13 protein-coding genes, 1 tRNA gene and 1 pseudogene are annotated in these 13,033 nt (G+C 62.4%); 9 read left to right on the top strand and 6 right to left on the bottom strand.

Annotation, left to right across the window (positions count from 1 at the left end; translation table 11 throughout):
• Positions 1–34 precede the first annotated feature (34 nt).
• The 9 genes from infC to ACFQNJ_RS00820 all read left to right on the top strand — a co-directional run bounded on the left by infC (position 35) and on the right by ACFQNJ_RS00820 (position 7,300).
• Positions 35–634: a translation initiation factor IF-3 gene (gene infC / locus ACFQNJ_RS00860; protein ID WP_374639248.1), complete on the top strand. Its 600-nt coding sequence runs from the start codon at positions 35–37 to the stop codon at positions 632–634.
• 187 nt (positions 635–821) lie between these two features.
• Complete coding sequence (rpmI, locus tag ACFQNJ_RS00855) at positions 822–1,025, top strand: 50S ribosomal protein L35 (protein ID WP_374639246.1); 204 nt, start codon at positions 822–824, stop codon at positions 1,023–1,025.
• Between the two features lie 25 nt (positions 1,026–1,050).
• On the top strand, positions 1,051–1,413 hold the full coding sequence (gene rplT / locus ACFQNJ_RS00850; RefSeq protein WP_382253126.1) for a 50S ribosomal protein L20: 363 nt from the start codon (positions 1,051–1,053) through the stop codon (positions 1,411–1,413).
• A 125-nt stretch (positions 1,414–1,538) separates the two neighbouring features.
• A complete protein-coding gene (gene pheS, locus ACFQNJ_RS00845; protein WP_382253124.1) occupies positions 1,539–2,591 on the top strand; it encodes a phenylalanine--tRNA ligase subunit alpha in 1,053 nt (350 codons plus the stop codon).
• A gap of 33 nt (positions 2,592–2,624) precedes the next feature.
• On the top strand, positions 2,625–5,060 hold the full coding sequence (pheT, locus tag ACFQNJ_RS00840; protein ID WP_382253123.1) for a phenylalanine--tRNA ligase subunit beta: 2,436 nt from the start codon (positions 2,625–2,627) through the stop codon (positions 5,058–5,060).
• 38 nt (positions 5,061–5,098) lie between these two features.
• Entirely contained in the window at positions 5,099–5,440 is a 342-nt protein-coding gene (locus ACFQNJ_RS00835; RefSeq protein ID WP_382253121.1) for an integration host factor subunit alpha, read from the top strand.
• 190 nt (positions 5,441–5,630) lie between these two features.
• Positions 5,631–6,104, top strand: a complete 474-nt coding sequence (locus tag ACFQNJ_RS00830; protein ID WP_374639212.1) for a MerR family transcriptional regulator — start codon at positions 5,631–5,633, stop codon at positions 6,102–6,104.
• A 33-nt stretch (positions 6,105–6,137) separates the two neighbouring features.
• Positions 6,138–6,214 (top strand) — tRNA-Pro (locus ACFQNJ_RS00825).
• A 171-nt stretch (positions 6,215–6,385) separates the two neighbouring features.
• Entirely contained in the window at positions 6,386–7,300 is a 915-nt protein-coding gene (locus ACFQNJ_RS00820) for an acyltransferase (RefSeq protein ID WP_374639210.1), read from the top strand.
• Here ACFQNJ_RS00820 and ACFQNJ_RS00815 read toward each other — a convergent pair.
• The 6 genes and pseudogenes from ACFQNJ_RS00815 to ACFQNJ_RS00790 all read right to left on the bottom strand — a co-directional run bounded on the left by ACFQNJ_RS00815 (position 7,279) and on the right by ACFQNJ_RS00790 (position 13,012).
• Positions 7,279–7,833 carry an NUDIX hydrolase gene (locus ACFQNJ_RS00815; protein WP_374639209.1) on the bottom strand — a complete coding sequence of 185 codons (555 nt, stop codon included), beginning with the start codon at positions 7,831–7,833 and terminating at the stop codon, positions 7,279–7,281. The genes ACFQNJ_RS00820 and ACFQNJ_RS00815 overlap by 22 nt on opposite strands.
• Positions 7,834–7,906: 73 nt before the next feature.
• Positions 7,907–8,952, bottom strand: a pseudogene (locus tag ACFQNJ_RS00810) (TRAP transporter substrate-binding protein).
• Between the two features lie 104 nt (positions 8,953–9,056).
• Positions 9,057–9,752 (bottom strand): fumarylacetoacetate hydrolase family protein, encoded by a 696-nt coding sequence (locus ACFQNJ_RS00805; protein ID WP_382253614.1) that lies wholly within the window; start codon positions 9,750–9,752, stop codon positions 9,057–9,059.
• Between the two features lie 63 nt (positions 9,753–9,815).
• Positions 9,816–10,145: a 2Fe-2S iron-sulfur cluster-binding protein gene (locus ACFQNJ_RS00800; protein WP_382253118.1), complete on the bottom strand. Its 330-nt coding sequence runs from the start codon at positions 10,143–10,145 to the stop codon at positions 9,816–9,818.
• A 12-nt stretch (positions 10,146–10,157) separates the two neighbouring features.
• Positions 10,158–11,633: a glutamine synthetase family protein gene (locus tag ACFQNJ_RS00795; RefSeq protein ID WP_382253116.1), complete on the bottom strand. Its 1,476-nt coding sequence runs from the start codon at positions 11,631–11,633 to the stop codon at positions 10,158–10,160.
• Positions 11,630–13,012, bottom strand: a complete 1,383-nt coding sequence (locus ACFQNJ_RS00790) for a Rieske 2Fe-2S domain-containing protein (RefSeq protein ID WP_382253114.1) — start codon at positions 13,010–13,012, stop codon at positions 11,630–11,632. The genes ACFQNJ_RS00795 and ACFQNJ_RS00790 overlap by 4 nt, the downstream gene beginning before the upstream one ends.
• Positions 13,013–13,033 lie beyond the last annotated feature (21 nt).

Genomic DNA, 13,033 nt, shown 5'->3' with positions numbered 1-13,033 from the left:
GCATCCCTGAATCTGCCCACGCAAAGGAACAACCATAGCTACCAACTTTCGCGACCGCCGCCAGCGTGAAGAGCGTGCACACCGACTGAACCGTGAAATCATGGCCCCTGAGGTTCGCCTCAATGGACCGGAAAACGAGCCTTTGGGCATCGTCAGTCTGCAGGAAGCGCTGCGCATGGCCGGGGAACTGGACGTTGACCTGGTCGAGATCGCGGCCACCGCCAACCCGCCGGTGTGTCGCCTGATGGACTATGGAAAGTTCAAGTACCAGGAGCAGAAGAGGGCGGCGGAAGCCAAAGCCAAGCAGACGGTGATCGAGATCAAGGAAATCAAATTCCGTCCCGGCACCGACGATGGCGACTACAACATCAAGATGCGCAATATCCGGCGCTTCCTTGACGATGGTGACAAGTGCAAGATCACGCTGCGGTTTCGCGGTCGTGAGATCACCCACCAGGAACTTGGACTGGCGTTGCTCAACCGCATCCGCGATGAGCTCGCCGACAGCATTGTGGTGGAGCAGTTCCCCAAGCTGGAAGGTCGGCAGATGATCATGATGATCGCTCCCGGCAAGAAGAAGGCGGGCGGTGGCGCGCCCAAGGCAGCCGAGCCGGCTGCCCAGTCTGCCCCTTGAGGGCGGGCACTGGCCAGAATTGAGATGGCAGGTTCAGTCTTCCTGCCATCTTGAGGCAGTCGCCCTGTGCGGCTGACCGAATCCGGTGAACCGAAAGGTAAGCCGACCAAAAGTGGCTCGGGGCCAACAAGTCTGCGGCAAGGTGACCGCAGCGCCTCACGAGCACAAATGAAAAAGGAGCATGAGAATGCCCAAGATGAAGACCAAGAGCAGCGCGAAAAAGCGTTTTCGCGTTCGTCCGGGTGGTACCGTCAAGCGCGGTCAAGCCTTCAAGCGTCACATCCTGACCAAGAAGACCACCAAGAACAAGCGCCACCTGCGCGGTGCGGTGACTGTTCATGAGACCAACATGGGTCACATGGCACAGATGCTGCCCATGGCTGGCCTGTAATTACTGACGAACAAGGAGAACACACATGCCTCGCGTCAAACGTGGTGTCACGGCTCGCGCCCGACACAAGAAAGTTCTGGCTCTGGCCAAGGGTTTCCGCGGCCGTCGTGGTAACGTCTTCCGCATCGCCAAGCAGGCGGTGATGAAGGCGGGCCAGTACGCCTACCGTGACCGTCGTACCAAGAAGCGCGTGTTCCGCCAGCTGTGGATCGCCCGTATCAATGCTGGTGCCCGTGCTTGCGGCCTGACGTACAGCCAGTTCGCCAATGGCCTGAAAAAGGCCCAGATCGGTATCGACCGCAAGGTGCTGGCTGATCTGGCTGTCAACGACTTTGCTGCGTTCAACAGCATCGTGGAGCAAGTCAAAGCCAAGCTGGCCGCCGCTTGATTCACGACGGATGACCCTGGCTGTCGCCGGTCAGCGGTCATCGCCGTCGCTCAAAGGGGTTGAGGCTGGAGGGGGAACCCCCGGTGGCTTCAGCCCCTTTTTTATTGCATCAGCGAAAGAGACACATGAACGAGTTGGACGCACTGGTTGACAGCGCGCGCGACGCATTCGCGCGGGCGGGCACACCGGCTGATCTTGAGAATGCCAAGGCCCAGTACCTGGGTAAGTCGGGTCAGATCACCGAGTTGATGAAGGGCATGGGTGCCCTCTCGGTCGAGGATAAGAAGACCCGCGGTGCCGCCATCAACCAGGCCAAGCAGTCCATCGAAGCGGCCTTGACCGCGCGCCGTCAGGCACTGGCCGATGCAGAGTTGCAGTCCCAACTCAAGGCCGAAGCGCTGGACGTGACCCTGCCGGGTCGTCAGCGCGGGCAGGGTGGATTGCACCCGGTGTCCCTGACCATGGAGCGTCTGGAGGCCATCTTCGGTTCCATGGGCTTCGAGGTCGCTCAAGGGCCCGAAATCGAGGCCGACTGGTTCAACTTCACCGCGTTGAACACCCCCGAGGATCATCCGGCCCGTTCGATGCACGACACCTTCTACGTCGAAGGCGGCAGTGAGCGGGCCCCCAACCTGCTGCGCACGCATACCAGCCCGGTGCAGGTGCGACACGCGCTGGAACATGTGAAAAAGCACAAGGCGCTGACCGATGCGGGCCAGCCGATGCCCGAGATCCGCGTGATTGCCCCGGGGCGGACTTACCGCGTCGACAGCGATGCCACCCATTCGCCGATGTTCCACCAGTGCGAGGGCCTGTGGATCGGAGAGAACGTGAGCTTCAAGGACCTGAAGTACCTGTTCACCGAGTTCTGCCGCACCTTCTTCGAGACCGACGACCTGGTGCTGCGCTTTCGCCCCAGCTTCTTCCCCTTCACCGAGCCCAGCGCCGAAATCGACATCCAGTTCCAGCAGGGTCCGTTGGCTGGCCGATGGCTCGAGGTGGCTGGCTCCGGTCAGGTGCATCCGACGGTGGTGCGCAACATGGGGCTGGATCCCGAGAAGCACATCGGCTTTGCCTTCGGCATGGGGCTGGACCGCTTCACCATGCTGCGTTATGGCGTCAACGATTTGCGCCTGTTCTTCGATGGAGACCTTCGTTTCCTGTCGCAGTTCCGTTGAGCGTCACGCTCCCGACCAGAAAAGAGACTGATCATGCAATTTCCGGAATCGTGGCTGCGCGAATTCTGCAATCCACCGCTGAACACCCAGCAGATCGCCGACACCCTGACCATGGCGGGCCTGGAGGTGGAGGATCTTCGTCCTGTCGCCCCGCCTTTTGCCAAGGTGGTGGTCGGCGAAATCAAGGAAGCGGTTCAGCATCCCAACGCCGATCGTCTGCGGGTCTGCCAGGTGGATGTGGGGCAGGGTGGCCTGCTGAACATCGTCTGCGGCGCGCCCAATGCGCGAGTGGGCATCAAGGTGCCTTGTGCCTTGGTAGGGGCTGAGCTGCCCCCGGGTGAGGATGGCAAACCCTTCCAGATCAAGCTGGGCAAGCTGCGCGGGGTGGAGAGCCAGGGCATGCTGTGTTCTGCCCGTGAGCTCAAGCTGTCGGAAGACCACGGCGGTCTGCTGGAGCTGTCGGTAGATGCGCCGGTGGGGCAGGATATCCGTCAGCACCTGAACCTGGATGACACGCTTTTCACCCTCAAACTGACCCCCAACCTGGCGCATTGCCTGTCGGTGTACGGCGTGGCGCGGGAGCTGTCTGCCTTGACGGGCGCTCCTCTGAAGACGCCGGTGTTTGCACCGGTCGAGGTTGGCTTGGCTGAGAAGCTGCCGGTCAAGGTGAGTGCACCCGATCTCTGCGGACGTTTTTCCGGCCGGATTGTGCGCAACGTCAATACCCGGGCAGCCACACCAGCCTGGATGGTGGACCGATTGGCCCGCTGTGGTCAGCGCAGTGTCACCGCGCTCGTGGACATCTCCAACTACGTGATGTTCGAACTGGGCCGACCCTCCCACATCTTTGACCTTGAGAAGATCCACGGCGGTCTGGATGTGCGTTGGGGCCAACCGGGCGAACAGCTCAAGCTGCTCAATGGCAACACCGTCACGGTGGATGGTGATGTGGGTGTGATTGCCGATGACCAGGCCGTCGAGTCTCTCGCAGGCATCATGGGGGGCGATGCCACGGCGGTGTCTGATGACACCCGTCATGTCTATGTGGAAGCGGCGTTCTGGTGGCCGAAAGCGGTAGCAGGGCGCTCGCGTCGCTTCAACTTCTCCACCGATGCCGGTCACCGCTTCGAACGCGGCGTGGATCCGCAACTGACCGTCGAACACATCGAACGCATCACCCAACTGATTGTCGACATCTGCGGCACCCCCGACACGGTGTGTGGTCCGATCGATGACCAGCAGGTGAAGATGCCGACTCCGCAGCCGGTGACGCTGCGCGTGGCACGGGCCGCCAAGGTGATCGGCATGCCGGTCACGCAGGCGCAGTGCGTTGACGCACTGACCCGACTGGGCCTGCCCGTGGCCGAGCAGGATGGCGTGGTCACGGTGGTTCCGCCGTCTTACCGCTTTGACCTGCAGATCGAGGAAGACCTGATCGAGGAGGTGGCCAGGCTGGTGGGTTATGAGCGCCTGCCGCACACCCCGCCGGTGGCGCCGGTGGTGCCCAAGGCGCGTGAGGAGGCTCGCCGCGGCGCGTTTGCCGTCAGGCGTCAGCTGGCAGCCCTGGGTTATCAGGAGACGATCAACTACAGCTTCGTCGAAGAGCGCTGGGAGCGCGAGCTCGCGGGCAACGCCCAGCCGGTGCGCCTTCTCAACCCCATTGCAAGCCAGATGAGTGTCATGCGCTCGTCTCTGCTGGGCAGCCTGTTGGCGGTGCTCAAGTTCAACCTGGACCGCAAGGCGGCCCGGGTGAGGGTGTTCGAGCTGGGGCGTGTTTTCTTCAAGGACCCCAGTGTCTCCAACAGCGACAGCACGGTCGCCGGTTTTGACCAGCCGATGCGGGTGGCTGGGCTGGCCTATGGCGCACTGGACAGCCTGCAGTGGGGCTGCACCGATCGCGCGGTGGATTTCTTTGATGTCAAGGGAGACGTGCAGGCCTTGCTGGCACCGCTTCAGCCGGAGTTCCGACCAGCCGAGCATCCTGCCATGCATCCGGGGCGTTGTGCCAGTGTGTGGCTTGCCGGGCGGTGTGCAGGTCATGTGGGCGAGTTGCATCCCAAGTGGCGTCAAGGCTACGAGCTGGCACAAGCGCCTGTTCTGTTCGAACTAGACCTTGACGCGGTGCTTGCCCGGCAGGTGCCGTCCTTCCGGACCGTGAGCCGCCATCAGGCCGCGGAACGGGATATCGCCATCGTGGTCAAGGAAGCCGTCACGCATGCTGCAGTGATGCAGGCCATTCGCTCGACCGGCAATGCCCTGCTGCGGGATGCCATTCTTTTCGATGTCTACCGGCCCAGAAAACTTGCTGACGGCAGCATCAGCGGCGGTCTGTCTGCAGACGAAAAGAGTCTGGCTGTCCGTCTGACCCTCAGCCGCGATGACGCTACACTGACCGACGAAGAAATCGACGGTGCGGTTCGGTCGACCGTGGAGGCCCTGACGGCCCACGTCGGTGCAAGACTGCGCTGAAGCGGGCGAATCGATAACAACACTCACGGAGAACGCACATGGAACTGGCTGTCGAAAGCCTGGAAACGCCTGCCCTGACGAAGGCGCAACTGGCGGAGATGCTGTTTGACCAGATTGGCCTAAACAAGCGCGAGTCCAAGGACATGATCGATGCCTTCTTCGATCTGATCACGGACAGCCTGGTGGAGGGGGGCGATGTGAAGATTTCGGGTTTCGGCAATTTCCAGATCCGCACCAAGGCGGCCCGCCCTGGCCGAAACCCGCGCACCGGGGAGCCAGTTGCCATCGAAGCCCGTCGGGTGGTGACCTTCCACGCCAGCCCCAAACTCAAGGACGCGGTCCAGGCGTCAGGCGGTGCCCCAGAGCCTTCGGGCGGTTGAGTGGGTGTTTTTGTCCCGCTTACCAAACAGGCCCGGCCAACTGATGCCGGGCCTTCTTACTTAATTCGGCAACATTTTGCGTGCCTGATAGTTATCTGCAACAGTTTGTACGGATTTTCGACGGTTGTGCGTGCAGCAGGTCCATTGTTCGAGTAAATTTCAAGGTTCGGTTTCTACCGCCTTGATTTTCATGGAGAAAATCCTTCCCCCCATTCCTGCCAAGCGCTACTTCACCATTGGTGAGGTGGGGGACTTGTGCGGCGTCAAGCCGCATGTGCTCCGATACTGGGAGCAGGAGTTCACGCAGCTGCGTCCGATGAAGCGCCGGGGCAACCGGCGGTACTACCAGCACCACGAGGTGCTGATGATCCGGCGCATACGTGAACTTCTGTATGACCAGGGGTTCACGATCAGCGGGGCGCGCAACAAGCTCCAGGAATTTGCGCAGTCCGAGCGCGAGCGTCGAAAAGGCGAGGGGGTTGACTCGGGTGATTCGGCGTTTCCCGATACGGTCATGGATGGGGCTGACAGCGAGTGGCCGTCGTCGGAGTTTGGTGGTGCGGCGATGGTGGAGGCGGGCCGACTCGAGGCTGAGCGGCAACAGTGGCAGAGCTTGCGCAAGGAACTTCAGGAAATCCGAGAAATGCTTTCGCTCAGTTTCTGAAACCAAATTTTCACGCTATAATTTAAGTCTTGTCGGCGTGTAGCGCAGCCTGGTAGCGCACTTGCATGGGGTGCAAGGGGTCGCGAGTTCGAATCCCGCCACGCCGACCAAAAACGCGGAAAGCCCGGAGTCTCACGACTTCGGGCTTTTTTGTTTTTGCGACGCCGGGATGGTGACACCAATGAATGCGGCTTGATGTGGCACAAGCTCCGAAGACTGCAGACAGAAGAGAATCGCCGCTTCGTCCGTCTGGTGTTCGCACCTGGTCCTCTGGATTCTTCATGTTCCGATTGCTTCCCGCACCCGTTCGTGGCGTGATTGCCGGCCTTCTCCTCGGGGTCAACACGCTGGTGACTTTCTCCCTGATGATTCCGCCAGCGCTGGCCAAGCTGGTGTTGCCGTTGCCCGCCGTGCGTCGTCTGGCCGACAGGATGCTCAATGGATTGGCCGGCGGCTGGGTACGTCGCAACAGCTGGTGGATGCTGGCGGTGGGCAATGTGCAATGGAATGTGATCGGAACGCAGGGCCTGCATGCCCGGGGCTGGTACCTTGTCTCACCCAATCACCGTTCATGGGTCGACATCCTCGTGTTGCAGCGGGTGTTTGACCGGAGGATTCCGTTTCTGAAGTTCTTCCTGAAGCAGGAGCTGATCTGGGTGCCGGTGATCGGTCTGGCCTGGTGGGCGCTGGACTTTCCGTTCATGAAGCGGGGCAAGTCCCGGGGAGCCCAGGCCAGCGACATGGCAGCGACACGGCGTTCATGCGAGAAGTTCAAGACATTGCCGACATCGGTGATCAACTTTGTCGAAGGCACCCGCTTCACCGATGCGAAGCGTGCGCAGCAATCCAGTCCCTATCGGCACCTGCTCAAACCCAAGATTGGTGCATTGAGCGTGGCACTGGCCTCGATGGGTGAGTACTTTGAGTCGTTGCTGGATGTGACGCTGGTGTATCCGGATGGCACGCCCACGTTCTGGGACCTGATGTGTGGTCGGGTGGGCGCGGTGGTGGTTCGCGTGCAGGAGCGCCCCATTCCGGCCGATCTGGTCGGTGGTGACCCGGGCGTGGACAAGGCTCTGCGGGTCAGGATTGGCCGCTGGATGCAGCACCAATGGGCCGAGAAAGACCAGCTGATCGAGCAGATTCTGTCCGACCACCGTGCAGGTTGCTCAGCTCAGACGATATCCCGCACGTGAAATCCGTAGGTGCCCTGGCGCCGGTCTGAGAAGTAGCACTCCAGGGTCTCCCGAACCGTTCGGAACGCGATCTCGTCCCAGGGGATGGTGGCCTCTGTAAAGAGGCGCGCTTCCAGCGTTTCATGGCCCGGATTGAAATCCGTGCTCAGCAGACGCGCCCGGTAGTACAGATGGACCTGTCCCACGCGCGCCACATTCATCAGGGTGAACAGTTCTCCGAGTTCGATGAGGGCTCCCGCCTCCTCGTCGGTCTCGCGTTGGGCGCCTTGTGCCGTGGTCTCGCCCAGTTCCATGAAGCCGGCTGGCAGTGTCCACTTGCCCCAGCGTGGCTCGATGTTTCGCTTGCACAGCAGAACGTACTCACCGGTGTCGCCCCAATAGGGGACGGTGCCGACGACATTGAGCGGGTTCTCGTAGTGGATGGTCTGGCACTGGGGGCATACCGCCCGCTGGCGGGTATCCCCATCGTCTGGCAGTCGATAGACCACGGGCGAGCCGCATTCCCGGCAGTGTTTGATCTGATGGCGCTGCATACCCGAAGTGTAGGGGGCAAACAGAAAGGGGTCCTTGTCGGACCCCCGGGATGCCGAGTGAGCAAGGCAGGTATCAGGCCTTCTTGCCGTGCTTCTCGATCAGGGACTTGGCGGTCTCCAGCAACTGCTTGCCGTTGAATCCCCGCTTATCCATGTCCTGCATCCACTCGACCTCGACCAGGCGGGCCTTGCGGCGGAACTCCTGGGCTTCGGCCGCGGGAATGGTGTGGATCGTGTTTCCATTCTTGACGGCGGCTTCGCGTCCGGGCACATCACCACCCTGCTGCACCTTGCCCAGCCAAGCGGATGTCTCCAGCCCCGAGTTCTTGTCGATCACGGCCTTCAGATCCGGGGGCAGTGAGTTGTACTTGGCCTTGTTCATGGCCATGATGAAGTGGTGGTGTAGAGGGCGCCACCGGCGGGATCGAACTCGCTGTGGAACTTGGCCAGTTCGTGAACCTTGACGGACGGGACGACTTCCCAGGGGATCACGCACCCGTTGATCACGCCTTTGGACAAGGCATCAGGGATCTGGGGCAGCGGCATGCCCACCGGCGTGGCACCCAGGTAACCCAGCATCTTGGTGATCTGGCGGGTCGGGCCGCGGACCTTGGAGCCCTTGAGGTCATCCGCGGTCTTCACCAATTTGTCCCTCATGTGGAACATGCCGGGGCCGTGGACCTGCAAGGCGATGGGCTGAACCTCGCGGAACTCGTCCTTGGCCACGGTTTGCACGTACTCCCAGAAAGCCTTGGAGGTGGCTTCGGCGTTATTCATCATGAAGGGCAGCTCGAAGACCTCGATTCGCGGGAACCGTCCCGGCGTGTTGCCCGGCAGGGTCCAGACGATGTCCACAACGCCGTCCTTGGCCTGGTCATACAACTGCACGGGCGAGCCGCCCAGTTGCATGGCCGGATAGCCTTCGAACTTGATGCGCCCTTCGGAGTCTTTGGTGACCTTGTCCATCCAGGCCTTGTGCATGTTCAGCCAGACATTGGACTGGGGCGCCATGAAGGTATGGAACTTGAGCGTGACGCTCTGCTGTGCAAAGCCGACCAGCGCGGGTGCGCCCAGGGCAATGGCGGCACCGGACTGGAGGAGGGTGCGGCGTTGGATCATTGGATGTATCTCCGGTGAATTGAAGGTCGGACAGCGCGGGCGCTGTCATGCATGCGACAGTATCGTCAGTGAGCCGGCGATCGCCATCGGGGCAATCCCTGCCGTCAGGCAATCCGTGTGGTCAGTGGCGGCAGGCCATCCACATGGGCTAGCAGGGTGTCCCCAGACACCACCGCCGCCACGCCCTCGGGGGTGCCCGTATAGATCAGGTCACCGGCCTGCAGATCCCACGCAGCCGACAGATGCTCGATCGTCTCGGCGATGTTCCAGATCAGCTTGCTGACGTTGCTGCGCTGGCGGTCCTGTCCGTTGACCTGCAACCAGATGTCGGCGCGTTCGATATCGCCGGCACGTTCCTTGGGCATGATGGGGCCGATCGGTGCGGACTGGTCGAAGGCCTTGCCAATGCACCACGGGCGCCCCTGCTTCTTCATGTCGTTCTGCAGGTCGCGCCGCGTCATGTCCAGTCCCACCGCATAGCCGAAGACGTGGTCGAAAGCATCTTTGGCCGCGATGCACCGTCCGCCCTTGCCGATAGCCACCACCAGTTCCAGCTCATGGTGGAGGTTGCCGGTCAACCTGGGGTAGGCGATCTCGATGGCCTGCCCCTCTTCGGCGGCCACGACGGCGTCAGCGGGTTTGAGGAAAAAGAAGGGAGGCTCGCGCCCGGTAAACCCCATCTCCTTGGCATGTTCTTCGTAGTTTCGGCCCACACAGTAGACGCGATGGGCCGGGAAACGCTCGGAACGCCCGACAACGGGGACCGAGACCACAGGAGAGGGAGGAAAGACGTAGTTCAAATCTGCCTCGATGGATGGGGGTGTCAACAAGAAACCAGAGGGTGCCCGCAGGGCTGCTGACACTCAATGCTGGGCCGAGGGTAGTCGCACGGTCAGACCGTCGAGTTCGGGCGTCAGGCTGATCTGGCAGCTCAGGCGGCTTCCATTTTCCCGGGGTGTGGCGGTGAAATCCAGCAGTCCCTGCTCGTCTTTGCTGGCGGCTGGCAGACGTGATGCCCACTCAGGTTCCACAAAAACATGGCAGGTGGCGCAGGTGAGGCTTCCGCCGCAGTCGGCGTCAATACCGTCGACATTGGCGTCCACGGCCACCTGCATGAGGCTATGGCCTGTCCGGGCCTGGAGCGTCTGGCGGTTGCCGTCGGGGTGGATGAGATGGATCTGGATGGAGGTCATGACAGTGAGGGGTCAGGTACGGGCGAAGTATTCGCGGCGCTCGAAGTCATTCTTGTCTTCCGCCGCTTCGTGCCGGACGATCTCATGGCGCTTGATCTGGTTGAAGTACCGCAGGAAATCGGCACCGAAACCATCACTGAGCACCCGATCGGACAGCAGGGCGACCAGGGCGCCAGCCAATGAGGTTGGCAGTGCCGGCAAGTCCGGACTGTAGGGATTGTCGCAGGCAGGCGGCGGCGCCAGCGCGCGGTCCAACCCATCCAGTCCCGCATGGATCTGCGATGCCATGTAGAGGTAAGGGTTGGCGGCGGGCTCGCCGACGCGGTTCTCGATGCGTGTGGACGGATCGCCGGCAGACCCGACCACCCGCAACATGGCGCCGCGGTTGTCCTTGCCCCAGATGACCGATTGCGGTGCCAGCGCGTTGGGGCGAAAGCGGCCAAATCCGTTGACCGTGGATGTGCACAGCGGCGTCATGCCCGGGGCATGGGCCAACAGCCCAGCCAGCCACTGGGCGCCTGTGTCAGACAGTGTGTGTCTCGCGTCATCCGGTGATGTGTCACCGGTGCTGTCTCTGGCAAAGACGTTCTGACGGGTCTTCAGATCGAACGCCGACTGGTGCAGGTGCCAGCCACTGGACATGATGCTCGGGAACGGCGGCCGGCACATGAAGGTGGCGTGATAGCCGGCCCGTCTGAGGGCTTGGCGAACGCCGTTGCGGAACAGGACCATCTGGTCGGCGGCGGTCATGGCGTCCGTGGCATCGAACACGGCCTCGACCTGGCTGGGGCCCAGTTCAATCTCCAGGGATTGCAGGGGAAGCCCCATGGCCTGCGCGGTTCGCATCACGATGTCCAGCGGCTCGTCGGCCATGTCGATCATGGCTTCGGACTGGAGGTTGTAGCCGGGATGGATCATGCGCACCTCGGGCGGGAGGCCGGGCCAGGACGCCTGCATCGGGTCGAGCTGGTCGGACTCGTCAACGATGCGGTAGATATGGAACTCCACCTCCAGTCCCGTCTTCAGGCCAAGACCTCGGCTCGCCAGGCGGTGCAGTGCCTGTTCCAGTTGAAAGCGTGTGTCCAGCGGGACTGGCGTCCCGTTCATGAACCAGGGCTGGCAGCGCAGCCAGGCCGTGCGCGATTGCCAGGGCAGGACGGTCAAGCTGCGCGGGTCCGGCAGAAGGATCAGGTTCGAGGCACCGGCAAAGCCGGGCAGGTCGTCCGTTCCATCTGGCTCGAAGACCTTCCATGCGGTGCGATCGGATGTGTCCTTGAGCATGAGCGTGCCGACCATGCCGATGCCATCGCGCAATGCCCGCACAGCCGCCTTGGCCATGAGCGTCTTGCCGCGCAGCATACCGTGGGCGTCGCACCAGCCCATGCGCACGCGCTCGATGCCGAAGGCATCCAGCCGGGCGGCCAGTTCCACGCACGCTTCTTCCCGGTCGGCGTCATGTACGCCGCATCGATGGGCGAAATGGGTCATGTGACCGCCTTGTCTTCGGGCTGGCTGGCCAGTGGATTGCGCCAGGGTGCCTTGTCCCGCTTGTGTTGCACCGCCGCCTGCCACCAGGTTTGCCAGTCCTGCGCCGGGGCAATGCCGTCAACCGTGTCGGGCCCGTGGATCTGCTCATGGAGCACCGGGTTGCCGATGCCTGGTACGGGTTCTCCGCGCGTCAGGGCCTCCATGGCCTGGAGCATCAGGCGCCGGTGGGCCATGATGACCTTGTCGGTCGTGCCCAGGTGCTCCCGGGTGCGGTCCTGGATCGCGCCCATGCTCTCGCAGGCCCACTGGTCATGCACGTTGATGTCGTCTTCGCCCATGCCCAGGTAGGTGCGGGTCTGCTGCTCCTGCGGGTTGAAGCCCCACTGGTTGTGACGTCCGGCTTTGGGTATGTAGTCGGGCAGGGTGACCGCCTGCAATCGCTGGTCGCGCATGGTCTTTTTGTCCACGGGCGCATCGAAGCTGGTGAAGAACGCATACCAGTAGTTGTGGGTGTCATCCACAGGCACATGCATCTGGGTGATCGTCATGGTCTCGGACAGGGGAATGACGAAGGTCTGCGGAAACACCGCGTTGGTGATGCGCACATGGGTCAGGTCGTCGGTCATCGGGCGCAAGGCGGTCAGCCGCAAGCCCCAGGGCATGGCCTCGAAAGCGATGTCCGGACGCGCGAACTCCCGCATGACCTTGGTCATGGGCCAGCGTTCACCCTGTACGTCGCCGGCACTGGCGCCACGAAACTGCTTGCCGTAACTGTCTTCCAGTGACGCATCGTTGAAGAATCGGTGCAGGTAGGAGGCGTGCGCCGGATCGATCCCGACCTCGAACGACTGCAGCCAGTTGCAGTGCCACAGTCCTTTGAGCACGAAGCTGTGCGAGGCTGGCGCTTCAAAGCAGTCCAGGGCCGGAAAAGGTGGCGGTGTTTGTTCCTCGGGGCCCAGCCAGGCGAAGAGGGCGCCCGCCCTCTCGATCAGCGGGTAGCTGCGTTGCCGGATGCGGGTGCACAGGGTGCTGCCCACCGGTTCGGCAGGTGTCTCGGTGCATTGACCGCTCACATCGAACTTCCAGCCGTGAAAGGGGCATCGCAGGCCGTCACCTTCGTTGCGTCCGTAGGCCAGATCGGCACCCCGATGCGGGCAGTCGCGATCGAGCAGGCCAAAACGGCCTTGCGCGTCCCGGAACAGCACCAGATCCTGACCCAGCAGGCGCACCGCCTTGACCGGGCGAACACCCATGGCGGGGTCCAGCGCCGGATCGAACTCGTCGAGCAGTGCCACAGGTTGCCAGTAGCGGCGCAGCAACTCGCCGCCGGGGGTGCCTGGCCCGGTTCGGGTCAGCCTTTCGTTCTGTTCGGCTTTCATGTCCTGTCTCCATTCCTGGGT

It is taken from the genome of Hydrogenophaga bisanensis, assembly GCF_042665135.1.
In the GTDB taxonomy this organism is placed as follows: Bacteria; Pseudomonadota; Gammaproteobacteria; order Burkholderiales; family Burkholderiaceae_C; genus Hydrogenophaga; species Hydrogenophaga bisanensis.
This window is presented reverse-complemented; position numbering and strand designations above follow the sequence as displayed.